This window comes from Brevibacterium sp. S22 (assembly GCF_004745485.1).
Taxonomy (GTDB): domain Bacteria; phylum Actinomycetota; class Actinomycetes; order Actinomycetales; family Brevibacteriaceae; genus Brevibacterium.
The window spans coordinates 1-26,152 of sequence record NZ_RHFG01000026.1; the positions used below are offsets into that span (position 1 = coordinate 1).

Below are 26,152 nucleotides of genomic sequence, written 5' to 3' on the forward strand. Positions count from 1 at the left end.
ACATATCACCGACGTCGTCGACAAGCCCGGTTGGGTCGATTGACACCAGTGGAGTACGAAGCAATCATAGAGCCAGCTGCTCTCGCAGCATGACACTCACGCTGTCACCCTTCTTTGCATCAGTCCCGTAGGAGCCACCGCGCTTCACGATGGCGGCATGACTCTCTATCGCGGAGTCGCGGACCTCCCCAAGATGCTCGACGGAGAGACCTTCATCCTCGTCACAGCCGACGATGGCTGTCGACTCATCGCCTACCCGGTCTCCGCGCCCATTGCTAGAAGCGGATCGAGCCGGATCAACTGGGTGCTCCTCGTCCCTGACAGAGTCTACGAGGGACAAACTCCGGTCCTCGGCGAGAGCCAAGAAGCCGTGCGGCGCATACTGGGGCCCCTGATCGGAAACTGGACCCTCGACTTCCTGGACATCGAAGCGATGATCGAGAAGTCCCCGACTATCAAGTCGGACCGCCTCCGTGACCGTGACCCGATCAATCAGTGGTCCCGCTCACGAGTCGTATTACTTGGCGACGCGGCACACCCGATGTACCCCATTGGGGCACAGGGTGCCTCGCAAACTATCGTCGACGCCGCCTGTCTTGCCGGGGCAATCAAGACCGAAGCCGACCCATTCATCGCCATTGGGGAGTTCGTGTCCGCCAGGCTTCCTCAGACCAACAACGTCGTGCTCGCGAATCGAAAGATGAACCGCGAAGAACTCGAACATGTCGGCACCGCCAGTAGCACCCGATCCGAAAAGTTTCGAACCACAACCTCGAACTATCGCCAAGCTGTCCGCGATAGAACTCGGCCGCACTCAAGCAGCGTCGGCCACAACACCATCGAAAGGTAACCGACGTGAGCTATCTGAAGTGCGACGTAATCATCATTGGAGCCGGAGTCTCAGGGATCTATGCGGCTCATAAGCTCTCCAACGACCTCGGTCTCGACGTTGTCGGCATCGAGAAGGGCAGCGATGCGGGAGGAACCTGGTACTGGAACAGATACCCAGGAGTCCAGGCTGACACGGATAGCCATGTCTATCGGTACTCCGGTGATCCGACCGTATCGCCCTCCTGGGATCGCGCCGCGCGATATCAGAAGGGCAGTCAGATTCGTGACTATCTTCAGGATTTCATGAAGCGGCATGACTTGGACAAGATCTTCCACTTCGAGACGACCGCAACTACGGCTGACTTCAAAGAAGAGCAAGCACGGTGGGAAGTGCGGACGGACAGAGGCCAGACGTTCTCGGCTCGGTATCTCATCGGAGCCGCCGGCGTCCTCTCGAAGCCGGTCCTCCCCAACATCCCCGGCCTTGCATCGTTCACCGGGCGGACCATCCACACGGCTCGATGGCCTGAAGGCGTGAGTCTCGCCGGAGCAAGAGTCGCGGTGTTTGGCACCGGTTCAACTGGTTGTCAGCTCATCGCCAATGCAGCGACCGAGGTCGAAGAGATGGTCGTCTTCCAACGCACGGCCCAGTACGTCGTCCCGGCGGGGCAACGACGGTGGACCGACAGCGAATCTCACCACTATGAAGAGTCCTTCGCCGAACTCTGGGATGCCTGGCGGCTGACGAGACTTGCGTGCGGTTTCGAGGAGCCACAAACCGGGGCGCAAGATGTCGATGAGAAGACGCGAGAAGAAGTCTTTGAGAAGGCCTGGGAGGAAGGCGGAGGCTTCAATTTTATGTTCGGGACGTTCTCCGATCTTGCGTTCAATCGCGTCTCCAACAACGCCGCCGCTGACTTCATCAAGCAGAAGATCAACGTCATCGTCAGGGACAGCGACACGGTGAAGGATCTGACTCCCACCGAGCCGTACGCCAGGCGCCCCGTCGCTGTAGACAACTACTACGAGACCTTCAACCGCGAGAACGTATCCCTGGTGAACACCAGACGGAACCCTATCCGATCCGTTACGCCGCACGGAATCACCCTCGACGACGGACGCTTCTTCGAAGTCGATGTCATCGTGTTCGCCACCGGGTTCGAGGCAGTAGACGGGGCATACCGCGATTTCCACGTCCAAGGGCGAGAAGGCACGAACCTGCCCGAACACTGGGGCGATGCTCCTTCGTCGTACCTAGGGATTGCTACGCCGAAGTTCCCGAACTTCTTCACCGTACTTGGACCTTTGGGGGTCTTTTCGAACTTGCCGCCAGGCATCGAGGCACAGGTCGATTTCATCGCAGAGGTGATCGCGGTAGCCGACTCTACCGAGGCCGCCACCGTCGAAGTACATCCAGACGCTGTGAATCGTTGGGCGGTTGAGTCCACGGAGATGGCCCAGGGCTCCGTTTTCGCCGAAGTTAAATCGTGGATCTTTGGGTCAAATGTTCACACCGACAGCCCCCGAGCACTCTTCTACTTCGGCGGCCTCGGCTCATACCGCCAACGTCTTCGCAACGAGATCGACAATCGACTTCCAAGTTTCCAGCTGTCCACCCGGTCTCGGCTGACTCAACAGAGAGAAGGAGCACACCATGTCCATCAGTGAGAACGATGACCTCCGCAATAAGAACCTCCAAACCGTCGAACGGTACATGCATACCAAAGGCGAGGACCGATATGACCGACACAACCTGTTTGTCGAGGAAGGGATCGGGGGCCTCTGGACCACCGAATCGGGACAAGCAATCGAGATCCGAGGCAAGTCGGCGCTTGAGCGGCATGCGCACTGGTCGCTCCAGTGCTTCCCTGACTGGGAGTGGTACAACATCACAGTCCACCCTGAGACCGATCCCAACCATTTCTGGGTCGAATGCGATGGTCACGGTGCCATCCGGTTCGAGGGGTATGACGAGGGATACTACGAAAACCACTTCCTGTTTTCGTTCGAGATGGACGGCGGCCTGATCGTCCGGTGCCGCGAATTCATGAACCCGATCTTGCAGCTCAAGGCCCTCGGCCTCCCGGTGCCGCGAATTGAACGCAAAGGCATCCCCCAGTAATGACTACGCCGACCAGAAACCACACGCATCAGTCCACTCTCACTCAATACTCCTCCGCAGCGCATCAGCCCACATGGCCCCAACCGCACCTAGTCGAGCAGGTGCGGCACCGGCTGGAGGCGGCCCAGTCCCTCGTGACCGCAGAGGAAATCGAGGAGCTGCGAGTCTGTCTGGCAGTTGTCGCCAGCGGCCACGCAACCGTCGTTCAGCTTGGCGACTGCGCTGAGCCGTTCGTCGAGCTATCACCGCAGGCCGTCGACCGGAAGCTGGACTTCATAGATGAAGCCGCTGACCTGGTCGCTGGAGCCACCGGCCAGGGGGTGATCGCTATCGGTCGGGTCGCGGGTCAGTTCGCGAAGCCCCGCAGCAATCCGACCGAGACCGTCGCCGGACAAGACATTCCAACGTACATGGGCGACGCAGTCAACGGGCCTGGACCAACTCCTGAAGAACGCGAGCCGGACCCGTTCCGGCTCTTGAGAGGTCATCGTTTGGCCCAGCGGGCGACGGAGGCCATACGTCACCACAACAGCACGACCGGACGAAAAATCTGGACGAGCCATGAGGCGCTGCTGATGGACTACGAACACCCGCAGGTTCGATTCCAGGGCCATGATCGTTACCTGACATCGACGCACTGGCCCTGGATAGGTAACCGTACCCGGCAGCTCGACGGTGCCCACTTATCGCTCATGGAGGTCATTCGCAATCCGGTGTCTTGCAAGATTGGACCAGGTGTATCAACGAGCGAAGCTGAGCGGCTTGTCAGGACCCTTAATCCGCATAACGAAAAGGGGCGCCTCTCGCTCATTGCGCGATTCGGTCGTTCACGGATCAGAGATGACTTTCCTGCCATCGTCTCGGCACTATGCACCGCCGGCCTTGAATTTAATTGGATGGTGGATCCTCTTCACGGCAACACGAGAAGTGCTGATGATGGAGCCAAGACACGACTGATACCTGATGTCCTGGACGAGGTCACCGCCTTCAACGAAATTCTCAAGACCTTTGACCTCCACTCCGCGGGTATCCATCTGGAAGCCACCGGAGACTATGGGATCGAAGAGTGCACCACGAGCGTCGATAGCCGACGTGGGCCTAACAGCTACCGGAGCCTCTGCGACCCGCGTCTCAATCGAATCCAAACTGCCGAAGTCCTAACCGCTTGGACGGAGGGCCGCTGACATGAAACATACATTCACAACTACGTCATACGCGCAAGTCACTATCGCTGATGTGAAGACGCGCGGACCCGGATGGGCACTCGATTGGACCCGCGCGGCACTGCTCGTCCATGACATGCAGGAGTACTTCGTCCGGGCACTGCCAGTTGAGCCATCTCATCAGTTGCAAAGCAACGTCAGCCGGCTCGTACGTCTCGCCAGAGACCGAGGAGCGCCGCTGATCTACAGCGGTCAGCGTGGCGGGATGACCTTGGAAGAACGAGGACTCATGACGGACTTCTGGGGGCCTGGGATGGACGCAGACGAGGAGGACCGCCGCTTGGTCGACTCTGTTGAGCCTACGGAGCAGGACTCCCGAATTACGAAATGGCGCTATAGCGCCTTCACCCACACCGGCTTGGCAGAACTCCTCTCAGGTTTCGGCAAAGATCAGCTGATCGTCTGTGGGATTTACCTACATGTGGGCATCCTGGCAACTGCCATCGACTGCGTCGCCGAAGACATCCAGTGCTTCGTGATCGGAGATGCAACCGCAGACTTCAATCGAACTCTCCACATCGACACGCTGGAATATATCGGCGATCGATGCGGACAGATCAAGTTCATTGGAAGTGACCTGATATGAACTGCCAGGTTTCCGCCAGCCAGGCGTTGCAGATCATCAGCGAACACGAGACCAGCTACGCCCTGATACTGCGACAAGCGACCCCGGACTATATCGACCTGCTCATCTTCGACGCCAGCACCGTTGAGGACACGACTCAGATCGCCACCGACGATGAAGCCACCAAACTCGTACTCCTTCCTTACCGTTCGATCGAAGAACGTGGATTCTCCGCTCAAGACGACAAGCAACCAATCTTGACCTGCACGGTGTCTCAGCACTACGTCACAGACCGCGACGAATTCGAGAGCCTGGTCGCGGGACCAATAGGCCACGTGGAGAATTTCGAGTTCGATATCAGCGATGCGGAATACGCCGACATTGCCTCCGCCTCCATTGTCGAAGACATCGGCAGCGGCCTCGGGTCAAACTTCGTCCTAAAACGAACGCTTCAAGGAACGCTGAGCGATAGCAGTAACGCCTCACTACTCGGACTCTACAAGCGGCTGGTCCAACGCGAAGCAGGCGCCTATTGGACCTTTCTAGTCTCGTTGGAAGACAGAGTCTTCCTGGGGGCTTCTCCTGAGCGCCACGTGTCGCTTCATGACTCAATCGTAGCGATGACCCCCATCAGCGGAACTCTAAGAGCGGAAGGGCGTCGGCCGACAACACGCGAGGTCCAAGCGTTCTTAGCAGACCAGAAGGAAGCCGATGAACTCCTCATGGTGCTGGATGAGGAGCTGAAGATGATGGCCTCACTCTGCCCGGAAGGGGCCGCCGTAATCGGTCCACGCATTCGTCGAATGTCTAACGTCGTCCACACGGAGTTCGAAATCTCCGGTCGGACCTCCGCCAACATCGGCCGAGTGCTCAGATCGACCCTCCTAGCTCCAACAGTCGTGGGGAGCCCCCTGGAGAGCGCTACTCGCGTCATCCACAAGCGGGAGCCCTCGCCGCGCGGCTACTACAGCGGCGTGGTGGCTCTGGTCGAACCCGACGGCTGCGGAGGGCAATCTCTCGATTCAGCCATCCTCATCCGAACCGCCGAGATATCGCGATACGGCGACGTATGTATTTCGGCTGGCTCAACTATTGTGCGCCATTCAGATCCCGACTCCGAAGCGCAGGAGACTCGTGCCAAGACTGCGGGATTGCGACAGGTCTTTGAGGCTGAGGCTTCCCTTGACGCCTCCATTGGCCAGGCCATGACAGTTCGCCGCGCCGTAGTGTCCGACTTCTGGCTCAAGAGCACAACTGAGCGCGCACTCAACCGACATCGATTCAGCGGGCGGACATGCCTGATAGTGACCGCCGAAGACGACTTTACACACATGCTGGCTGTACTACTCAGATCCTTGGGATTCTACGTGGACGAACTACCAGCCCTCGACGTGGACGAACTCCCGGCTGACCGTGATCTGATTCTGTTCGGCCCTGGTCCCGGCAACCCCGAGAACAAGACCGATCAGCGCATCGTTTCTCTTCACCGGCTCATCCGGTCCGCGCTGTTGCAACGGCGACCGTTCCTCGCCGAGTGTTTGAGCCATCAGATACTCGCGCTAGAGCTTGGCTTGCCCATAGCTCGACTAGCGCAACCGCACCAAGGTGAGCAGATCGAACTTCCGCTTTGGAATCGACAAGCGACACTGGGGTTCTACAACACATACACCGCTCGTTCCCTAACCCCCTTCGTCCATTCCAATCCCGCAAGGCATGTCCGGGCGATCCTGCACCCTGACTCCGAGGACGTCGCAGTACTCAGCGGTACGGCGTTTGCCTCGACCCAGTTCCACATTGAGTCAGTTCTGACTCACAACAATGATTGGCTGCTCGCTGAACTCATCGAGGGCGTACTCAGCCGTTCCGAAACGAGGACGACCAAGAAGGTGGACCGTGGAACATCAGTACCAATTAGTTGACGCGTTCGCCACCAGACCCCTGGTCGGTAACCCGGTCGCTGTGTTCCTCGACTCGTTCGACTTAGACCAAAGGACGATGCAAGACATCGCCGCCGAGTTTCAACTCTCGGAAGTCGTCTTTGTCGACAGGCCGAGGAGCGACCCGACGCGGGTGCAATGCAGAATATTCACCCCTGTGAACGAACTACCGTTCGCGGGCCACCCGCTCATCGGTGCAGCGCGAGTGCATCTGGACCGTCATCAACTCTCTAACGCAACGTTCACAACTCCGTCCGGGGCGGTAAGGATCTCCAAAGATCCGGCTGATACGAGTAGCGTGCAGATCACCCAAGCCATGCCCACTGAGATCGTGACCGAACATGCAGCTGAGCTGAAAGCCGCTCTAGGCACATCGAGCTTCGCTGGCCCGCCAGCGCTTTACGACGCGGGTGCCAGACATCTCGTAGTACCCATCAGGACCGTAAATGAGTTGATGGCGATACGCCCAGATCATCGCCGTCTCTCTATTTTCGAGGACATGGCGATCAACTGCTATGCCGCAGAAAACGGAGTCCTGTTCAATCGAATGTTCTCCCCGGCATATGGAGTCCAAGAAGATGCTGCCACCGGATCAGCCTGCGCACCAATAGCGCTACACGCGGTGTCGATCGGACTCCATGACTCACTACTCCGGGTTGAAGTCCGACAAGGGCACAAGCTCGGCAAAGATTGTCGGATGACAGTTTCGATTCGACAGGATCAAGAGCCGCAATGCGCTGTCTCCTTATCGGGAGCTACGGCTCTTGTCGCTCACGGCACGCTACTCGTATAAACCAGAACGGATCGAAGCAATGAATGACAATCTTTCGGAGACTCTCACAGGCCATATCGAGGTAGATTTCCCTGAGTATCTAGATCCACCTGGCGAGCCTTTCGAGCTAATGACCTCATGGCTGAAACGCGCCGTGCGTCTCGGGGTCCGCGAACCGCTAGCAATGGCGTTGGCTACCTCTACAAATGCGGGCCAGCCGTCTATCAGAACAGTAGCATTGGCGGAGCTCACGACCGCTGGCCTCATTTTCACGTCTCACTCCAACTCCCCTAAAGGCCAGGAAGCTCTGGCGAATCCGAAGGTGGCAGCGCTGTTTTACTGGCGTGAAACCAGAGAGCAGGTGTGCATCCGCGGTTCTATCCAATGCCTAGACGAGACCGTTGCCGACAGGATGTGGCAACGACGCCCCCTCGGCACACACGCGATGTCCGTTGCTTCCTGTCAAAGCCGTCCTCTAGGTGATGTTGAAGGCCTCCGCCAGACGGCCGTGCAACTCGCCGAGGATGCCCCATTACCGAGACCGGTAACCTATAGGGCTTTCGAGATTCAACCTTCCGACATCGAGTTCTGGGCAAACGGCCGTGACAGGCTGCATGAGCGACTGCTCTTCTCACGCCGGGGATCTGACTGGGTGGTTTCGAGGCTTCAGCCGTGAACTCCTGCGCGTCACAGACGGACGATCTGGGCAGACGTTCTGATGATGATGAGGCTGCGCTCTCAGTGCGTAGCCTGATGAAGTGGCACTTTTCATCGCGTACGGGCTCGCCATTTTGGGTTGCGTCTCGTCCGTCATTGCCTTTTGACCCGCTGGAGGATGTACGAACCCCAGAGCAGTTGGATATGTTCACCGACTGGACAGGAGTGCCTGACGAGGCCAAGGGCTTGAGTCTCATTCCGGCTGGGCTTCCTCGTGCGGAGCGTATCGTCAGGGCTGGTTTTCGAGGCGCAGGTCTGCCCTTGCTGGAGCGTTGGCTTGATCAGCTGGTGACCTGGCGCGTATCGGGATACAGTAAACCACCTGCCCTTGGAGGGGATTGCACGCTAATTGCGTTAGCGCCGGACGCTCAATTTGTTATTGCCGTGAGTGCCGAGCGAGCTAGAAGGTTGGGGACGCGTCCGTACCTTGTAGACCCCGATGAGGCGACCCTTCGGGAAGTCCCCATTGGTTCCTGCGACGAGGGTGCGCGTCAATGCTGGAGTGCTATGCCGGACGCTCAAGTCCGGTACATATCAACATCGCCGGGCTACCTCGTATCCCTCCTCGCCAATGCTCGTTTCAGTCGTGTATTGAGTCGGTCGGTTCGTCATGTCGCTATCTACGTAGACTGGGAACACGAAGATCTCGCGTTCGCTGCATTGCATGCAGTTCCTGAACACGTGGAGGTCAGCCTTGTTGTCAGTGTTCCTGAAGCAGTAGCTGAATTTAGGACCGGCCTGGTTCGCCGGGAGGATAATACGTTCAAGTTCCATGGGTTTGATCCGCACATATCTGTGACCTGGGGGAAGTTGGGTGACGATTCTGATTCCTGCTCCGAACCGCGGTCCGATCTCCGGGTTACTCATCTAAGCCGGTGGGGGTTCTTGCCAGGAGTGAGGGTCAAGACTGAGCGCGTTGCCTACAGTCTCGGTCGCACACCCGCGGGCTTCGGGGTGCGTCGTCACTGACGCGCAACGGGGTCGCTCTAGCCCGCTCTGACCGTCGAGGAGCAGCGAGACGTCCTACACGCCTCACACTCTCGTCAGCTAGCTCGTCTGTCTACTAGGTGCGGAAGCAGTGCCCCCGGAACTCGGCTCCATGTGAATCGACTCCGGTCGAACTCGAACCCAACGGAGGATCGCAATGTCCAATCCAGTCACTTTCGTCAACGTCATCGACGTCGAGCCGGAGAAGCAGCCGGAACTCGTCGAGCTGCTGAAGGAGGGTACCGAGAAGGTGATGAAGCACCGGCCCGGTTTCATCTCTGTCACCCTGCTCGCCAGCGCCGACAAGACGCGCGTGCTCAACGTGGCCCAGTGGGAGTCTGCCGATGATGTCAAGGCGACCCAGTCCGACCCGGAGGCGGCTGAGTACGCCAAGAAGACCGCGGGCATCGCGAAGGCGAGCCCTGGTCTTTACCAGGTTGTGGGTGAGTACAAGTAACCCAGCCACCGTCGAACCCGGGGTGTGAGCGACACATCGCTCACACCCCGGACTTCGCACAGCTCAACTGTCTTCGTCATGCCGCCAGCTTGAAGTCGGTACACTGGAGATACGAAGCACGATACGTATCACCCTTGAGCATGTTCGGCTCGTCGAGGAAGATCAGCGGCGGTCGGCTGATGAGGCTCACCGCCAGGTCGAGACGTCGGCGCATGCCTCCGGAGAACGTCGACAGCGGTTTGTCCGCGGCCTTCTGCAGCCCGAATTCGTCGAGCAGGTCGGCCGCGATCGACTGGGCAGATCTGCGGGAGACTCCCTGCAGCCGGGCGATGAGCCTGAGGTTCTCGCGGCCGGTGAGCTTCTCATCGACGGAGGCGTACTGCCCGGTGACGCCGATGAGCTGCCGGACCTTGTGTGGGTGGCGTGCGACATCGACGCCGAAGATCTCGGCTCGTCCCCCGTCGATTCTCAGCAGGGTGGAGAGCATGTTGATCGTCGTCGTCTTTCCCGCGCCGTTGGGGCCGAGGAGTCCGAAGATCTCGCCGGGGCGGATGTCGAGGTCGATTCCGTCGACGGCGGTGAAGTCACCGAAGGACTTGTACAGCCCTCGGATCGATACCGCCGAGGTGGGTGTGTGCTGCTGTGTGCGTCTCGTGGACGCGATCTGTGTTTCGGTCATGCCGCCAGTGTTCGCCACCGCGGTTTCATGACGGTTTCACCAATGGCACACAACGGTTTCAGCCCCATCGGGCAACGCTGCGACCTCGGCGTCTCCGTCGACAACACTCCTTGTCAATATTCTGTGCGGAGGATTCTTTCGCCCGGTCGGATTGGCTGTGCTCAGCGGCATCACTCAGAGTGTCGCGCGAGAGCAGAGCAAGGCGGCTGAGGGGCACGCCGTCGCAGTGAAGACCACATCATCACTGTTTCCACCACCTCAGACGAACTCACACCCGTTTTGCACTGGTTCCCGACCCCACTGCACAGAGGTACTCGCTGCCATCTTTGACGGCAGAGATCTCGACGAGCGTCACCGCAGTCTTCGCGGTCGCTCCCTGAGCGGCGGCACGGGCAATGAGCCTCTCCCCCTGCGCCGGCCGCAGGTAGTTGAGCGTGACTCCGGACGTCAGAATCTCGCGTCCGAGCACGCGACCTGCAGCGAAGGTCAAGGCATTGTCGGCGAGATAGCACAGCAGTCCGCCATGGATATAGCCGTGCTGCTGCAGGAAGTCCGGTCGCACTTCGAGTTCGAGAGTGGCAGCGTCATCACTGTATTCGGTGATGACCGTGCCCAACATCGTGCTGAATGGCTGCGCCTGCAGGACTGCGCGCGCTTGGTCAAGAGTTGGTTTCGTCACTGCGGCCCCTTTGCCGTCAAATTCGTTTACATGTCAATATTATACAGACGTCGGCCTACACAGCCCAGCCCCTCGAGAGAAGGGATGCACTCGATGAGAAGCGGACTTGGTCGAATACTCCGGCCACACTCCGAACAATATCGCCTCGGCAATGAGCCGGTGGGCAGAGTTCGAGGGAGTCCGCGACCACATCATCACGAATGCCGGCCACATCGTGACGCTCGATTCGCCCGCGGCCGCCTCTGCGGAGATCCTCCGCGTGCTCAGACGGTGGGCCGCTTGAGTTCGTGCGAGAGCGCGAATGCCTGCACGAGGACGTCGGCGAGGAGTTCTGCCTGGTGTCCATCCTCGTCGAGGTCGGGGTCGAAGACCGTCAGGTGAAGCCCGGTCGCCCCCGGCAGAGCGAGCAGATCCGCGAGCAGCTGAATCAGCTGCTCCGCGGTGAGACCGCCGGGAGTGGGCGAGTCGACGGCGGACAGAATGGACGGGTCGAGGATATCAGCGTCCACGTGGATCCAGAACCCGTCGAGTTCGTCTCGCACGAGTATGTCCCGGGCGGCTTCTGCTGCACCTACCGGGTCGGAGACCACCGCGATGTCACTGTCGGCGATATCGCGCAGATCCTCGACGTCGCGGACGCCGAGAGCGACGACGTCGTCATCTCTGAAGTAGGGACGCAGACGACCGATATCGGTCAGATAGGCGTCTCCTCGTCCGGTGGCGAGCGCCAGCTCCTCCCCCGCCGCCGCACCGACATGCGGGGAGTTGCCCAGATGTCGGAAATCGGCGTGGGCGTCGACAAACGCCAAGCCGTATCGCCCTTTTCTGCGCAGCGCCAGAGCGGGACCCAGCAGGATCGAGCAGTCACCTCCGAGCACAACCGGGAATTCGCCCTGCTCGAGATTCTCAGTGAGGCGTGCAGCGAGTCTCTGAGCGTAGTCAGCGATCGCCTGTCCGTTGCGGACGCCGCCTCCCGGCTCCCAATCGGCGACGTATCGCGGCGGGATGAGAGTTCCTGCGTCGTCGGCATCCAGTCGGCGCAGGAGCCCCATATTGCGCAGGGCCCAGGGCGTTTTGTAGCAACCGGGGACGGCTCCGTCCGCCGGCGGTCGCAAGCCGAGGTTGGACGGTGCGTCCAGCACCACCAGCTGCCGGTCGTTGATCGGCTCATCCATCGTTGTGCGCACCTCCACGTTTGGAGCTGATTGTCTCGTAGATGACCGCCCAGGCGCCGAAGGTCGCTGAGCCGAGGGCAAAGGGCCACGTCAGTCGCGACGGCTGATCCGCTGACCGCACGGCAGAGAGCACGGCGACCGATGCCGCGGTCACGTTCATCAGCCCCCAGATCAGATTGGCCGCAGGGCCGGAATCCTTGCCGCCGAGCGGGGTGAGCATATGACCGCGCCGGGCCGCGACCAGAAGGTGCGGGCAGCTGTTCGCCCCGAGGATGCCACCGCAGAACGCCGCCCAGGACCAGGCGGGTCGCCTGTCGGCAGTCGCATCGTCGGCTACTGCCGTCGCAGCAATACGATCAGGCATCTTCTCCCCCACCTTTTGCCCCTTCGTCGGACGTCAGCTTACCGGCGATGCGCAATACATCGTCCAGATCCTCGGGACCGAGCCGATCGGCGAAATGCCTGCGCACCGATTCGAGATGAGTCGGAGTCGCATTGCGCAGCGCATCACGCCCATCTTTCGTGAGCACAAGGAGACAGCCGCGCCCGTCGTCCGGATCGGGCGCGCGGCGAATGAGACCACGCGACTCCATTCGGCTCGCGTGCCGAGACAGCCGGCTTCGGGACCACCCCATCTTCGCCGCCTGCCGGTGCAGTGAACTCGTGGTTTCAGGGAGTTCGACCAAGGTGCTGAGCACCTCGTAGTCGGGCTCGGACAATCCGGTCCAGGTCAGATCCCGAGCGGTAGACGTCCGCACGGAGATCATCATCCGCCGGAAGGCCCTCCACGCGCGCTCTTCGTCTGCATCCAAGACCGGGAAAGCTGAACCTGGCATTTTCGTTGACATGTAACCATCTTACAACCCATTGTCGTTTACGTGTTAATGAATAGGCCTGAAATCATGGTCCTCACCGCCAGCACTCGACCCAACAGCGTCGAGTATCCGGCTTGGAGCAATTTCAATCCCGCGCCCGCGGCACGAGCATTCATCGACAGCCTGCCGCTTGGGAGAAGGCCTGGAAACCGACAGTACAGTACTGTATGTTGAGGTGCCAGAGGATTCGCCGACAGAGAGAACGGCAACAGGTATGAGCTCGGCCCGTCAGAGATGGTTGGAGGCCGGTGTCGCGGCCTTGTCCGAAGAAGGCAGCGCTGCAGCGGTGCGCATCGACCGGCTCGCTGCCCGACTCGGTCTGAGCCGGGGATCCTTTTACCACCATTTCGCCGGCGCCGAGGATTTCAAACTGGCCCTGCTCGACCACCTCCGTGACGAACAGGTCACCACGTTCGCCGGCGTTGCCGCCGATGGCCGCACCGGGGATGCGCGCGGAGCGAAAGAAGCATCCGTCACCTTGATCTCACGACTCGGGGCAGCTCGCAGCGATCTTCGTCGACCGCGACTCGAAGCGGCCCTGCGGGCCTGGGCCCTGACCGATTCCGATGCGGCACGCACGCAGGCGTCGATCGACGAAAATCGGCTTGAGTCGATCCGTGCGATCTGGCGTCAGGTCACCGACGACGAGGAGGAGGTGCGTCTGGCTGCGCTGCTGCCCTACGTCATCGCCGTCGGCTCTGCTGCGATCATGCCGCCGTTGAGTGATGATGATCTGCACCGCCTGTTCGAACGCATCATCACACTGGTCCCCGACGACCGGCCGCAGGAAGGAGATGGCTCCTGATGCTCATCCGCAGAGCCCATATGGTTGTCGGCGACGGTGCCGAGATCCCCCAGGCCGATCTGCGCATCCACGACGGTCAGATCGTCGAGATCTCGACCGACGGTCTTGCCCCCGCAGGCGAGGAAGTGATCGAGGCGACCGGGCGGACGGTGATCCCCGGACTCATCGATGCGCATATGCACTTCGACTACCTCGGCGTGCACAACGGTCTGAAGGCTCGAGTGCGGACCCACCACCACAAGGCCATGCTTCTCGACCTCCTGCGCAACGGCATCACAATGGTGAGGACGATGGCCGATCCGCTGCGGGAGGTCACGCGGCTGAAGCGATTCCAGTCCACTTCGCGGCCCGGCCCGCACCTTGTCATCGCCGGACCCGCCCTCACCGCTCCCGGTGGCCATCCGGAGATCACAGTGGCCAGGGACAACCGGTGGCTGCAGAAGCACATGGTCCGCGCGGTCGATGGCCCCACTGAGGCCCGGACCGTCGTCCGCAGCCTCGCCGCCTCGGGTGTCGACCTCATCAAGATCGTCGTCCAAGGAGGCGACTACGCCGAATTCGGTGACTCGCTGAACAAACTCTCATGGGACTCAGTTCGCGCTGTGATCGATGAAGCTCATACACGAGGTCTCACCGTCAGTGCGCACACTCACTACCAAGATGACGTCGATGCGCTCCTCGACCTCGGCATCGACAGCATCGAACACGGCGTCATCGAAGACCCCGTCGACGACGCGGACGGTTTTCTTCACAGGTGGGCTCAGTCCGGTGTCCCGCTGGTCTCGACTCTCGTCATCGAACAGGCGATCAGGAACGACGCCGGCGACGACTACCTCAGCATCGGCAGCGAGAATCTCCGCCGAGCCCATGAGGCGGGAGTGCCGATTGTCGCGGGAACCGACAGTATGGCAGGGGCCATGCCCGCCGGATCGCTGCATGATGAGCTGCAGCTCCTCGTCTCCGCCGGACTCAGCCCGACAGCCGCACTCCAGGCCGCGACCGGCAGAGCCGCCGAACTCCTCGGCCTTCGTGACCGCGGCATCATCGCCGAGGGGAAGACCGCCGATCTGCTCGTCTTGGATTCGAAACCGCTCGACGACATCTCCTCGACCACCGACATCACGATGGTGATTCAGGACGGCCGCATCGTCCATCGGCCGAGACCGAGGGAAACAGTCCGGCTCGCCGACTTTGCGCCGAGTGAGACTCGCCCTCTGGAATACTCCGACTCCACCGGCGACGCTGCCCTCACCGTCACCGTCGACAGCGCTCGATTCTCGGTCGACGGCACCCGGACCCTCATCGGTTCCGACCCGAACACCGGCAAACTGGTGCGCAGTGAAACCCTGACGTCGGAATCGAACCTGGCCACGATCGAATGGTCGTGCCGGATACCCGATGAGGACACCGAGCTGGCCGCCCGCAGGGATGGGCAGCAGATCGAACTGACGGGAGTCTTCGCAGGCAAGCAGGTCAATCGGACCTATTCGCTGCGCCACGATGTCTGGCTGCAGGGGATATTCTTCGACGCAGCCACCTTTATGACCGGTGAGGGTGAGACGCTGACCTTCGTGGCGATCGGCACCTCCGGCCGCGGCGCACTCCAGGCCACTCGATTCGAGCTGTCCAAAGGCGAGAAAGAAGGCGTCGCAACTCTCGTGATCCCCCGGTGGCGGCGTTGGTGGTCGGCTCAGGTAGAGACCGACCCCACCGACGGCTCACTGCTCCTTGCGAAGTCGGGACCGGGCAAAGAGATCAGAAGGCTGCGTCACGGCACGGGAGGACAACGATGAAGGCACTGTTCATCACGGCTGACTTCGGCGGCAACATTCCGCCCACCCTGGCTGTGGCCGAAGAACTCGCCGCCCGCGGTGCCGAAGTCGAGGTCGCTGGGCTGCCGGGCGGTCGCACTGATCTGGGCCAGGTGGCATTCGCACCCGCCGAAGCGATCGCCTCTTCCGCAGGGAGGCGCCCGGTGGCTCAAGCCGCCGCCATGCTGTCGCTGATGGCGGGCCGCAAGACCATTCGAACCACTTCCTCTCTCATCCGCAACAACCGACCCGATGTGGTCGTCATCGACTGCATGGCCGCCGCACCCCTGCGCGGCGCCTTGAGCACGGGAGTGCCTGTCGTCATCCTGTTCCACACCCTCGGCGCCTATTGGGCACGGTCCTTCGACCGCGGCCCGATGGGGCGAGCGCTGCGCCTTACCGGGATCCGGCCGGGTGAACTCTGGGCACGGGCCACCGAGCGGCTATTGCTCACCGACCGCACGCTCGATCCCGGACGCGACGACCCGGCACTGCATGACTTCTTCTGGACCGGCACCACCGAGGTCGGAACCCCACCCCGTCCCACCGAGCGACGTCCTCGTATCCTCGTCGCCCTCAGCAGCACCGACTGGCCGGGAATGCTGCCGGTGTATCGCCGCATCGTCACCGCCCTCAGTCGGCTTCCCGTCGAAGCGACGGTGACCACGGGCGGGGCTCGCCTCGGAGGGCAGCTGGCAGGGGCGGCGAACGTCGAGATCCGCGACTGGGTCTCCCACGCCGAGCTGCTGCCGCACATGGACCTCGTCATCGGCCATGGCGGACATTCGACGACGATGAAGGTTCTGGCTCACGGGGTCCCTCTGCTGGTCATGCCGATCAACGCGACCTCGGATCAGCGCCTCATCGGCACGACCGTGAAGACGGCCGGCCTCGGCGACTGGCTGCCGAAGTCGGCATCTCCTGACACCATCGGTGAGACGGTGACGTCCATCCTCTCCAACGATGCCGTTCGCGACGCCGCCTTTGAGAACGGGCAGAGATTGAGAGGACTGCGCCCCGGCGCCGAGGTCGCTGCTGACCGGATCGCGCGTTCTCCGCACGTTCGCCTGCCCTGATTCCGGCGTTCACGGCGACTTCGCCGCAGGGTCGCCTGCCGCTCCTAGCGTCGCTGGCGTGAGAAGACAGAATGCGAAATCCACGTCCATCCGCCCGCTCACGGTCATCGCCGCCGGGGTCCTCACGGCCTCGGCCACCTTCAGCGCCGGCCTCGCCCCCGCAACGGCCGTCGGTCTCGGCTCAGCAGGTGATTCCCCGGGACTCGGCTCCCCCAGCGATTACGCCGCCCCCGATAAGGTCGCCGACATCGAATTCCCGACCACGATCTCCCACCGAGGCGGTGCCGACGTCTATCCGGAGGAATCCATGGAAGGCTTCACCGCCTCGGCGAAGGACGGATTCCTGCCCGAGATGGACATCCAGTTCCTCGAAGACGGCACCCCCGTCCTCATCCACGACGACACCGCCGACCGCACACTGAGCGGCGTGACCGGACCGATCCGGGATCTCAGTCGTGAGGAATGGGACGCGGCCACGATCAAACACCCGGCCGGCGGAGAAGAAGCCGCCACCGTCACCCTCGACGAACTCCTCGACGAAATGGGCGGCGACGTCGTCCTCGTGCCCGAGATCAAGCCCGGGGCCACCTCGGCGGAGGTCGATCAGGTGCTTGACGAATTCGACGAACGCGGACTGGCCGACTCCCTCATCGTCCAGTCCTTCGACTTCGCGGCGGCGAAGACGATCGCCGAACGCGGATACACCTCGCTCTACCTCACCGGTCCGACCATGCCCGACGAACCCCTCGACGAGATCAAGCACGCCGGCATCGAATGGGTCGGACCGAGCACGAAGCTGCCGACGAACGATATGCGCACCCTCGACAAGGCCGGCTTCCACGTCGCTCCCTACACTCTCGAGACCGCGAAGGACGGACACCGCCTGCCCGGCTGGATCGACGGCTTCTTCACCGACGATGCCTGGAGCGATTGAGTAGACTGCACGGATGGAGCCTCTCGAACGCGGCGCACCGGTCCCGGACCCGCTGACGCCCTATCTCGAGGTCGATCGCGCCCAGCCGCGCCATGAGTGCTGGGTGACCGGGCACATGGTGGCCGGTCTCGACGGAACCGCAGCCATCCACGGGCGCGTCGGCGCGCTGTCGACCGCACCCGATCAGGATCTGTTCCGGCGGATGCGGCAGATCGCCGATGTCGTCATGGTCGGCGCTCAGACTGTGCGCAATGAGGGTTACGCGCCGATGTGGATGGCCGAGGATGCCCTGGTACGGCGTCGGGCTCGCGGCCAGTCCGAGATGCCTCCGGTGGCGGTGGTCAGTCGCAGCCTCGACCTCGACTGGTCCTCGCAGGTCTTCGCCGGAGCCCCGGACCACGCACGCACCATCGTCATTACGTGCGCGAAGGCCGATCCGCAGCGGCTGGCCACCGCGGAACAGGCGGCCACGATCATCATCGCCGGCGAAGACCGCGTCGAACCGGCGAAGGCTCTGCAGGCGCTGGCCGGGCTGGGCTACCGCGTCGTGCTCTGCGAAGGCGGGCCACGATGGCTCGGCGAGCTCGTCGCCGCCGACCGCCTCGACGAACTGAGTCTGTCGATCTCACCGATGATGGGCGGTGATGAGCTGCCGGTGAGCATCGCTCCACCCGGGGCCGACATCGCGCAGTTCTCGCTGAAGTCGACGATGGTCGATGATGACACCCTCTTCCTCCGCTACGAGGCGAAACCGCCGGATCGGAGAGGCTCATGAGCACCAGCATCGACGACCTTATGGCCTCGGTCGATGCGCCGCTCATCGTCGTCACCACCTCGGCGGAGGGCGAACGGGCCGGCTGCCTCGTCGGATTCCATTCGCAGGCGAGCATCGATCCGCAGCGGTATTGCTTCTGGCTGTCGAAGGCCAACCACACATACCGAGTCGCCCTGCGCTCCGACCGCTTCGCAGTCCATTTCCTCACTTCGGCTGACCGTGACCTGGCCCGGCACTTCGGGGCCGTCTCCGGATCGGACACAGACAAATTCTCCGGCCTGGACCTCACCGTCACCGAGGAGGGTGTGCCGCTGCTCGCGGACCTGCCGAACCGCCTCCTCGTCGATCGAGTTACGATGCTCGACGACGGGGGCGATCACGCCTGCCTCACCGCCCGTGTGGTCGCGGTTGGGGGCGAGGGCAACTTCACCGCCCTGCGGCCCTCTCAACTGGGGAATCTCACTCCAGGGCACGGCAGCGAGGAACGGGCGATCCACCCGTAGGTCGGTCACCTCGCTGAGACGTGCCCTAGTCACATCGTCGGGAGCATGACCGGTCGCCTCAGACGGCGACGACCTCGACGGGGATGTTGCCGCGGGTGGCCTTCGAATAGGGGCAGAGCTCATGGGTGCGGTCGACGAGCTTCTGCGCGGTTTCGAGGTCGACTCCGGGGATGTTGACCTCGAGCCTGACCGACAGGCCGAAGCTCTCGCCCTCCTTGCCGATGCCGACCTGCGAGTTGACGACGGATTTCGAGGTGTCGACGCCCTGTTCCTTGCCCGCCAGGCCAAGAGCACCCTGGAAGCAGGCACCGTAGCCGACGGCGAAGAGCTGTTCGGGGTTGGTTCCTCCGCCTGGTCCGCCCTGTTCCTTCGGTGTGCGCAGGTCGACGTCGACCATCTTGTCGTCTGTGGTCCCGTGTCCGTCTCGACCGCCGGTGACTTCCGCGCGAGCGGTGTAGGCGATGTTCTCCGGTGTGTTCATTGTCTGCTCCTCACAGGTGGCGATACAACGGCTCTTTCGAGACTAACGCAGTTTGTCGGTTCCCGTAAGTGGTCAGAGCAAGCTCCGATGCAGGGACAGACCGGAGACCAGCTCTCCCCCGGGCCCTCCTCCGGGCTCTCCTCCGGGCGGCTGCATTCGGGCCCAGATCTGCCATACCGGGAGGCACCAGGTCGGCGTCACCACTCAGGATCCGACGATTCTATCCGACAAGGAATGTGGTCTGATAGCGTGGCTCGACGTGATCCACGAACCCGCACACGCGAACCCTGCCACTGATCGTACACAGCCATCGAATCCGAAAGACCGCATCGTCTCGATCGATGTCATCCGCGGCATCGCCATCGCTGGTATTCTGCTCATCAACATTAACTATTTCCTGTCGCAGGCCGGGCAGACAGAGGATCCCGTCGGAACAGACGCGGTGATCTGGCAGATCGTCGACGATGTCGCCCTGGGCAAGTTCCATTTCATCTTCGCCTTCCTCTTCGGCACCGGTGTGTTCATCTTCTTGAGCAGGCTGCGCGCGAAGAACCGTTCGGCCTGGGTCTATGTCCGGCGGATGATCATCCTCATCGCGGCCGGCGTCATCAACTCGGCTCTCGGCGGCATCGATGTGCTCGCCTCCTACGGCGTCCTGGCGCTCCTGCTTCTGCCGCTGACTCGACTGCCGCGCTGGGCCTTCGTGTTTCTCGGTGTCGCGGCAGCAGCGGTCCCCGACGTGCTGCAGCTGGCGTCGAGCCTCGGCGATCTCCAGCCGCCGGCACTGCTGTTTCCCATCCTGTCGTACGTCCGGACCCTGGGGCACATGATGCTGGGGTTCTGGCTGACCGGTCTGGGCCTGTACTCCGCAGCGACTCGAATCCCGGTCACGGGAATCTTCGTCCTCAGCCTCCTCGGTTCGGTGCCGATCTGGATCTGGACCACCGCTGCCGGGACCGGTTCGACCGAGGCTCACGAGATCGCTTTCCGCACCGCCTTGGTTCCCGGTCTCATGTACGTCACCGGTCTCATCCTTCTGCTGCGCACCCGATTCGGCAGAAAGTGCCTGTCCTTTCTGCGCCTGTACGGTCGGATGGCGTTCTCGAACTATCTGGGACAGACCGTGATCTGCGTCCTCGTCCTCCCGCTCCTGACCGGTCTCGGACACATCTCCGCTGTTGACGGACTCGTCATCTGGGCCGTCATCGTCCTCGCCCAGTGCGCCTTCTCAACGGTCTGGCTGCGCTACTTCCGCTACGGCCCCTTGGAATGGGTGTGGCGCTGCGGCACCTATTGGGAGTTCACACCGCTGCGGTACGCCCCCGACACCCGGGCGGAACCCGCCGCGCAGAGCTGAGCGATCGCAGGCGGTGCTTCACGGTTCGGTCTCCGTGCTTCACGGTTCGGTGTCCGCGCTTCACGGTTCGGTCCCCGCCGAGGCCGCTCAGGCTCGAACATCCTCTGCGTCGATGTCGGAGCGCAGGCCCCGCCAGACCGGGTGCCGCAGGCGTCCGGCCTCGGTCAGGCCAGAGAACCGGACCTCCCCGACGAGGTCGGGGCGCACCCAGTGGGCATCTCGCGACTCGGCGGCCGGCACCGTGAGCGCCGGGGTCTTCCGCGACCGGCGATCGAGACCGGAGCGCAGACTCCGCAGAGCCTCCTCGTCGAACCCGGTGCCCACCCGCCCCAGATAGTGGAGTCCGTCGTCGTCATGGGCGGCGACCAACAGTGAGGCGAAACTGTCTGAGCGTTCGCCTTCTCCGGTCCGCCAGCCGACGATGATGACATCACGGGTCGAGGAGTGCTTGAGTTTGACCCAGGTGCGCGTACGTTTTCCGGGGCGATAGATGCTGTCGGCCCGCTTCGCCATCACGCCTTCGAGTCGAAGCTTCCGACTGGAGTCGAAAGCGGCATCGACGCTTCCCTCGAAAGCATCGGGCACCTGGATGTGGTCACTCTCGATCACCAGATCGAACAGACGATCACGGCGTTCTGTATACGGTGTGCGCAGCAGCGAGGTTCCGTCGGCGTGGAGGACGTCGAAGAGCATGAGGAACACCGGCGTTCGCTCACGTTCCCGTTCGATGTCATGTTCTCGGGTCAGTCCCATCCTGCGTTGGAGCCGCCCGAAGTCCGGTCGGCTGCCCTGCCCGAGGGCGATGATCTCTCCGTCGAGGACGCAGTCGACATCGACGCAGTCGACGAGTTCGCGAAGCTCCGGATACGTGTGCGTCATGTCTTTGCCGTTGCGGCTGGTCAGCGTCACGCTTCCAGACTCGTCACCGTCATCTGCGCGCACACGCGCCAGGGCACGGATGCCGTCCCACTTCATCTCGAAGGCCCAGTCCCCGGCTTCCCTGCGCACGGAATCGATGTCTCCGATACTCGCGAGCATCGGAGACAGATCCGTGGGCAGAGCCTCCTTCTTCGAAGCTCGCTTGCTCGAAGGACGACCAGCCGGCGTGCCCTTCTTCGAGGAACGGTCCGCTGCCGCCGACTGCTTCTTCGGTTCGTCCTCCATGAGATGGATCATCCAGTTCTTCTCCGGATCCTTGTTCGGACCGTGGCCTCCGGTGTTGAACAGGGCGAATCGTCTCACCCCGCCGAGCCCGCCGTCCTCACGCCCATGGAGGACGGCGATGACCTCCTCGCCCTCATCCCATTTCTCGATATCGCAGGTCCCGGAGTCCCAGATCTCGACATCCCCGGCACCATACTCCCCCTTCGGAATCGTCCCTTCGAAGCTGCCGTATTCGAGGGGATGGTCCTCGGTCTGGACCGCCAAGTGATTCTTCTCCGGCTTCGTCGGCGGCCCCTTGGGCAGTGCCCAGGAGACCAAGACCCCGTCGTGTTCGAGGCGGAAGTCCCAGTGAAGGCTCCGGGCATGGTGCTCTTGGATGACGAAGGTCGGCTCGTCTCCGCTCGTGCCCTGACCCGCAGGGACCGGTTCGCTCGTATGCTTCGGATCCCGTTTGGACCGGTAGACCTCCAGGCGGTCGCGGACCGGTTTCCCGGGATCTCGGTCCTCATTCGATCCATCGTCGGCCGGCGCCGAGGCGGTTCCTCCGACCGCCTCGGCGAGGGGTTCGAGGAGGTCCCCGACATCGTCGATCCGGTCGAGGACATCCTCGAAGCGCATCTGTTCGACCGCGCTCGGATCATCGAGTTCGTCCCAGCTGCGCGGGACGGCGACGGTGGGAGTGAAGCGTCCGCGCAGAGAATACGGAGCCACCGTGGTCTTGGCCGCCGCGTTCTGCGACCAGTCGATGAACACCTTGTTCTCCCGCAGGGACTTCTTCATCGATGAGACGATGAGGTCTTTGTGGTCGGTTTCCAGGCTGCGGGCGAGTTCATGGGCGACATCGGAGATGTTCTGCGAATTCGCCGAACCGTCCAATGCGGCATAGACATGGACGCCTGTGGACCCGCTGGTCACCGGGTACGCTTTCAGGTCCATGCCTTCGAGCAGCTCCCGCACCAGCTGGGCGACCTCGATGCAGTCGGCCAGCCCTCGCCCTGAGCCCGGGTCGAGGTCGAAGACCATCCGGTCCGGATATCTGCTCTCGGAGTCGATCGTGCCGGGGTCTTTCGCTCCCGGCCTCACCGTCCACTGCGGCACATGGATCTCGAGTGCCGCCATCTGCGTGAGATAGGTCAGTGTCGCCAGATCGTCGACCAGTGGATAGCGTTTGGTGCCGGTGGAGTGCCGGATCGCGCGGGATCGGATCCACGACGGCGCGGATTCGGGGAGATTCTTCTCGAAGAACACCTCCCCCGGGTCATCGGGTGTGCCGACTCCATCGACCCAGCGTTTGCGGGTGGCGATCCGGTTCCGGGCATGTCGGATGAGGTGCGGGGCGATCCTGGCGCAGTAATCGAGGATCGCAGCCTTGGTCGTCCTGGTCTCCGGGTAGAGGACCTTGTCCAGGTTGCTCAACGTCAGCCGGTGGCCCTCGACCGTGACCTTCTGTGTGCGGCGTGCCACTGGGCACCTCCTCCGGTGCACTGTTCGTGCGTTCGTCCTTTCACGGTACTGGGCATCACCGGTAAGCGACAGGGGGTGCACAGCGTCTGCGCTGTCTGAGGCTCATCCGGTCGGCTGCAGAGCCCGGCTTACAGCCAGGGGCGCATCGGCACGAGCGCCCGTTCGGCGAGTTTGACCAGCTGATGCCGGTCGAGCCAATCCGCGCCGAGTTCCACGCAGTGCGCGGAATCGCTGTCGAACACCTTCTCCATCTCTGCGGCGAAGGCGCTGTCGATGACTTCGACGTTGGTCTCGTAGTTGAAGGTCAACGACAGCCGGTCGATGTTCGCCGTACCCACCGTCGACCATTCGCCGTCGACGGTCGCGACCTTCGAATGGATCATGCTCGCGGTGTAGAGCAGGACCGTGACCCTGCTGTTGATCATCTGCTCGAAGAACCCACGTGAGAGCCAGTCCCCGAGGATGTGGTTGGACTCCTGCGGAACCATCACCCGCACATCGACACCCCTGTCAGCCGCTTCGATGAGGGCGCGCAGCAGCTGCTGGTCGGGGATGAAGTAGGGAGTCGTCAGCCAGATCCGCTTCCGTGCACGGGCGAAGGCGTTGAGGTACATGCTCCGAATCGGGTAGACGAGGTGGATGGGCAGGTTCGCCGCGACCCGCAGCTTCGACTCCCACACTGTCGGCGGGACCCAGGCGATCTGCTCGTCGTCGTGGAACTCGTTCCACACCTGTGCGATGGTCTGTCGCAGACCCCAAGCTCCGGGCCCGACCGACCGCAGATGGGTATCGCGCCAGTGACGGGAATAGAGAGCGCCGATGTTGAACCCTCCGACGAAGGCCACATCATCATCGACGACGAGGATCTTCGAATGGTTGAATCCCGAGTGGCGCAAAGGCCCGCGCCAGAACTGCCGCGCCACCGTCGGCAGGCGCAGGACATGGATCCGTTCGGACAGCTGCCGGTAGAAGGATGCGGGGACCGCCAGGTTCGCAAAACCGTCGTAGATGAGGTGGATGTCCACGCCGCGATCTGATGCTGCATTGAAGGCATCGATGAACCTCTGCCCGACCTCGTCGTTCTTCCAGATGAACGTCTCCATGAGGATTGACTCACGTGCGGAGTCGATCGCATCGAGCATGTCCTCGTAGAGGGTGGAACCATCGGTGTAGATGTTGAGCTCTGACTCCTCGACCGTCGCGCTGAAGGTTCCCGGTCGCGGAGCAGTGCGCGTCTTCCGTCCCCGTTTCTGGATGAGGTCGATGGCCATCGACGCTGCGACGGTCGCCGGCACCGCACCGGCCAGTCCACCGACCGCCCAGGGCACGAAACGACGGCCGATGTCGCGGAGGGAAGGCATTCTCAGAGGAGACATCCACTCACTCTATCCGTTTCGCTTCGTCGCACTCCGTCAGCCGACGAGGCTCACTCCTCCGGGTCCGACAATGCAGCCGACGATGATGAGCACGACTCCCCGGAGAATCTGTTTCCTGACGAGAGCGGCGATACCGATCTGACCTGCAATGGGGATGCCCCTTACACTGCGTCCGGAGCTGAATTAGTCTGATCGAAACGTCGAAGCAAGGAGCCTGCAATGTCCCACAAACGCTCAGCGGCGGAGTATTTCCGGCGGCCGGAGTTCGCCACCGACTTACTGCAGATCGCAAAGGGCGTGATCGCAGCCACGGGCGCTTGGTGGTTCTCCGATGCCGTGCTTGAGAGTCAGATGCCGTTCCTTGCTCCGTGGACTGCGCTGCTGACGGTCCACGCCACCGTCTACAGGTCGTTCTCTCGAGGAGTGCAGACGACGATCGCGTCGACGATCGGAGTCGGTGTGTCCTTCCTCATCGGCAACTACCTCGGTGTCGGTCTCTGGACTTTCGCTCTGGCGATGTTCGTCGGTCTGGCCGGTGCCCGCCTGTCGTGGATCCGCGACGAAGGGGTGGCGATCGCGACGACGGCGATCTTCATCCTCGGCTCCGGATTCGACTCTCAGCAGCCCCTGCTCGTCGACCGACTCCTCGAACTCGCCCTCGGAGTGGGCGTCGGCCTCGCGGTCAACCTCCTCATGGTCCCACCTCTGCGGGATCGACAGGCGGCACGCTATATCGACAGCGTCAACCGGCAGATGGGCGAAGTCCTCACCGACATGTCAAAGCAGTTCTCCCGCTCATGGGACTCTGAGGCCGCACAGGAGTGGTTCGAACGTACGGAGGCCATGAGCCGAGAGCTCGAGTCGGCGTGGCAGACCGTGCGATTCGCCCGCGAGAGCAGACGCATCAACCCCCGCACGGCGGTGCGTCTGCGCAGTTCGCGCGGCGGACGAGCCACTGCCGAGAGCGCGGAGCCTGCCGAGAAGGAAGGCTATGAGAGCATCCTGCTCAGAGTCGACGAAGGCATCTCGCACCTGCGGAATCTCGCCCGAACTCTGCGTGAGGCGTCCTCGTCAGAAACCGAATGGAACACATGGTTCCGTGAAGAATGGGCGTCGATCGTCGCCGATGCCGGAGAGGCCATCGCCGATCCCGACAGCGAGGTCGAACCGATCTTCGACAGCCTCGAACAGCTCTCAACCGACATCGCACAGGCTCAGACGCTTCCGAAGACCACCTGGCCGCTCTACGGCTCCCTCATCACGAGCCTGCGCCACATCGTCGTCATCGTCGATGACGTCGCCTCGGCGCGCAGGGCTCGAGAGTCCGGCTGATCCCCGGGGCCAGATGCTCTGAGTGCGTCAACCGAGTACTCGGCCAAGGGGGCTA

Annotated in this window: 25 protein-coding genes and 1 pseudogene; 17 read left to right on the forward strand and 9 right to left on the reverse strand. The window is 62.2% G+C overall.

Annotated features, from left to right (window positions below; translation table 11 throughout):
* Window positions 1–157 precede the first annotated feature (157 nt).
* The 8 genes from EB835_RS16465 (at window position 158) to EB835_RS16505 (ending at window position 9,611) form a co-directional block, all read left to right on the forward strand.
* Window positions 158–850: an FAD-dependent monooxygenase gene (locus EB835_RS16465; protein ID WP_135810542.1), complete on the forward strand. Its 693-nt coding sequence runs from the start codon at window positions 158–160 to the stop codon at window positions 848–850.
* 5 nt (window positions 851–855) lie between these two features.
* Entirely contained in the window at window positions 856–2,499 is a 1,644-nt protein-coding gene (locus tag EB835_RS16470) for a flavin-containing monooxygenase (protein WP_127362561.1), read from the forward strand.
* A complete protein-coding gene (locus tag EB835_RS16475) occupies window positions 2,486–2,953 on the forward strand; it encodes a PhzA/PhzB family protein (RefSeq protein ID WP_009883836.1) in 468 nt (155 codons plus the stop codon). Before EB835_RS16470 ends, EB835_RS16475 begins: the two co-directional genes overlap by 14 nt.
* Window positions 2,953–4,137 (forward strand): 3-deoxy-7-phosphoheptulonate synthase, encoded by a 1,185-nt coding sequence (locus EB835_RS16480; RefSeq protein ID WP_127362560.1) that lies wholly within the window; start codon window positions 2,953–2,955, stop codon window positions 4,135–4,137. Before EB835_RS16475 ends, EB835_RS16480 begins: the two co-directional genes overlap by 1 nt.
* Window position 4,138: 1 nt before the next feature.
* Entirely contained in the window at window positions 4,139–4,762 is a 624-nt protein-coding gene (locus EB835_RS16485) for an isochorismatase family protein (protein WP_101642758.1), read from the forward strand.
* Complete coding sequence (locus EB835_RS16490; protein ID WP_135810543.1) at window positions 4,759–6,660, forward strand: anthranilate synthase family protein; 1,902 nt, start codon at window positions 4,759–4,761, stop codon at window positions 6,658–6,660. Before EB835_RS16485 ends, EB835_RS16490 begins: the two co-directional genes overlap by 4 nt.
* Window positions 6,661–7,490: 830 nt before the next feature.
* The gene (locus EB835_RS16500; RefSeq protein ID WP_135810545.1) at window positions 7,491–8,126 is read left to right on the forward strand and encodes a pyridoxal 5'-phosphate synthase; all 636 of its coding nucleotides are present in this window, start codon (window positions 7,491–7,493) and stop codon (window positions 8,124–8,126) included.
* A 1,185-nt stretch (window positions 8,127–9,311) separates the two neighbouring features.
* Entirely contained in the window at window positions 9,312–9,611 is a 300-nt protein-coding gene (locus EB835_RS16505) for an antibiotic biosynthesis monooxygenase family protein (RefSeq protein ID WP_009883830.1), read from the forward strand.
* 145 nt (window positions 9,612–9,756) lie between these two features.
* Here EB835_RS16505 and EB835_RS16510 read toward each other — a convergent pair.
* Window positions 9,757–10,290: pseudogene (locus EB835_RS16510) on the reverse strand (ATP-binding cassette domain-containing protein); the annotation flags it as partial.
* Window positions 10,291–10,558: 268 nt separating this feature from the next.
* Entirely contained in the window at window positions 10,559–10,969 is a 411-nt protein-coding gene (locus tag EB835_RS16515; RefSeq protein WP_205749966.1) for a PaaI family thioesterase, read from the reverse strand.
* 106 nt (window positions 10,970–11,075) lie between these two features.
* On the opposite strand from EB835_RS16515, the gene EB835_RS20325 reads away from it, so the two are divergent.
* Window positions 11,076–11,252, forward strand: coding sequence for a hypothetical protein (locus EB835_RS20325; protein WP_168216767.1), 177 nt, complete (start codon window positions 11,076–11,078; stop codon window positions 11,250–11,252).
* On the opposite strand, the gene EB835_RS16520 is transcribed toward EB835_RS20325, so the two are convergent.
* From EB835_RS16520 to EB835_RS16530, 3 genes are read right to left on the reverse strand one after another with little or no spacing between them, the layout of a single operon-like run.
* Window positions 11,233–12,144, reverse strand: coding sequence for an arginase family protein (locus EB835_RS16520; RefSeq protein ID WP_135810547.1), 912 nt, complete (start codon window positions 12,142–12,144; stop codon window positions 11,233–11,235). The genes EB835_RS20325 and EB835_RS16520 overlap by 20 nt on opposite strands.
* The gene (locus tag EB835_RS16525) at window positions 12,137–12,508 is read right to left on the reverse strand and encodes a hypothetical protein (protein WP_135810548.1); all 372 of its coding nucleotides are present in this window, start codon (window positions 12,506–12,508) and stop codon (window positions 12,137–12,139) included. The genes EB835_RS16520 and EB835_RS16525 overlap by 8 nt, the downstream gene beginning before the upstream one ends.
* A complete protein-coding gene (locus tag EB835_RS16530; protein WP_135810549.1) occupies window positions 12,501–12,992 on the reverse strand; it encodes a MarR family winged helix-turn-helix transcriptional regulator in 492 nt (163 codons plus the stop codon). The genes EB835_RS16525 and EB835_RS16530 overlap by 8 nt, the downstream gene beginning before the upstream one ends.
* Window positions 12,993–13,233: 241 nt before the next feature.
* Between EB835_RS16530 and EB835_RS16535 the strand changes: the two genes are divergently transcribed.
* From EB835_RS16535 to EB835_RS16560, 6 genes are read left to right on the forward strand one after another with little or no spacing between them, the layout of a single operon-like run.
* Entirely contained in the window at window positions 13,234–13,824 is a 591-nt protein-coding gene (locus tag EB835_RS16535) for a TetR/AcrR family transcriptional regulator (protein WP_135810550.1), read from the forward strand.
* On the forward strand, window positions 13,824–15,617 hold the full coding sequence (locus EB835_RS16540; RefSeq protein WP_135810551.1) for an amidohydrolase family protein: 1,794 nt from the start codon (window positions 13,824–13,826) through the stop codon (window positions 15,615–15,617). The genes EB835_RS16535 and EB835_RS16540 overlap by 1 nt, the downstream gene beginning before the upstream one ends.
* Entirely contained in the window at window positions 15,614–16,711 is a 1,098-nt protein-coding gene (locus EB835_RS16545) for a glycosyltransferase (RefSeq protein WP_135810552.1), read from the forward strand. The genes EB835_RS16540 and EB835_RS16545 overlap by 4 nt, the downstream gene beginning before the upstream one ends.
* Window positions 16,712–16,769: 58 nt before the next feature.
* A complete protein-coding gene (locus EB835_RS16550) occupies window positions 16,770–17,645 on the forward strand; it encodes a glycerophosphodiester phosphodiesterase (protein ID WP_135810553.1) in 876 nt (291 codons plus the stop codon).
* Between the two features lie 13 nt (window positions 17,646–17,658).
* Window positions 17,659–18,420: a dihydrofolate reductase family protein gene (locus EB835_RS16555; protein WP_135810554.1), complete on the forward strand. Its 762-nt coding sequence runs from the start codon at window positions 17,659–17,661 to the stop codon at window positions 18,418–18,420.
* Entirely contained in the window at window positions 18,417–18,923 is a 507-nt protein-coding gene (locus EB835_RS16560; RefSeq protein WP_135810555.1) for a flavin reductase family protein, read from the forward strand. The genes EB835_RS16555 and EB835_RS16560 overlap by 4 nt, the downstream gene beginning before the upstream one ends.
* Before the next feature lie 58 nt (window positions 18,924–18,981).
* On the opposite strand, the gene EB835_RS16565 is transcribed toward EB835_RS16560, so the two are convergent.
* Window positions 18,982–19,404: an organic hydroperoxide resistance protein gene (locus tag EB835_RS16565; protein ID WP_135810556.1), complete on the reverse strand. Its 423-nt coding sequence runs from the start codon at window positions 19,402–19,404 to the stop codon at window positions 18,982–18,984.
* A gap of 259 nt (window positions 19,405–19,663) precedes the next feature.
* On the opposite strand from EB835_RS16565, the gene EB835_RS16570 reads away from it, so the two are divergent.
* Window positions 19,664–20,761, forward strand: a complete 1,098-nt coding sequence (locus tag EB835_RS16570) for a DUF418 domain-containing protein (RefSeq protein WP_168216768.1) — start codon at window positions 19,664–19,666, stop codon at window positions 20,759–20,761.
* Window positions 20,762–20,848: 87 nt separating this feature from the next.
* On the opposite strand, the gene EB835_RS16575 is transcribed toward EB835_RS16570, so the two are convergent.
* The 3 genes from EB835_RS16575 to EB835_RS20790 all read right to left on the reverse strand — a co-directional run bounded on the left by EB835_RS16575 (window position 20,849) and on the right by EB835_RS20790 (window position 24,921).
* On the reverse strand, window positions 20,849–23,389 hold the full coding sequence (locus EB835_RS16575; RefSeq protein WP_135810558.1) for an ATP-dependent DNA ligase: 2,541 nt from the start codon (window positions 23,387–23,389) through the stop codon (window positions 20,849–20,851).
* Between the two features lie 128 nt (window positions 23,390–23,517).
* A complete protein-coding gene (locus EB835_RS16580) occupies window positions 23,518–24,765 on the reverse strand; it encodes a phospholipase D-like domain-containing protein (RefSeq protein WP_135810559.1) in 1,248 nt (415 codons plus the stop codon).
* A 36-nt stretch (window positions 24,766–24,801) separates the two neighbouring features.
* On the reverse strand, window positions 24,802–24,921 hold the full coding sequence (locus EB835_RS20790) for a GPGG-motif small membrane protein (RefSeq protein WP_346763159.1): 120 nt from the start codon (window positions 24,919–24,921) through the stop codon (window positions 24,802–24,804).
* A gap of 63 nt (window positions 24,922–24,984) precedes the next feature.
* Here EB835_RS20790 and EB835_RS16585 point away from each other — a divergent pair, with 63 nt between their 5' ends.
* Window positions 24,985–26,097: an FUSC family protein gene (locus EB835_RS16585; protein ID WP_135810560.1), complete on the forward strand. Its 1,113-nt coding sequence runs from the start codon at window positions 24,985–24,987 to the stop codon at window positions 26,095–26,097.
* Window positions 26,098–26,152 lie beyond the last annotated feature (55 nt).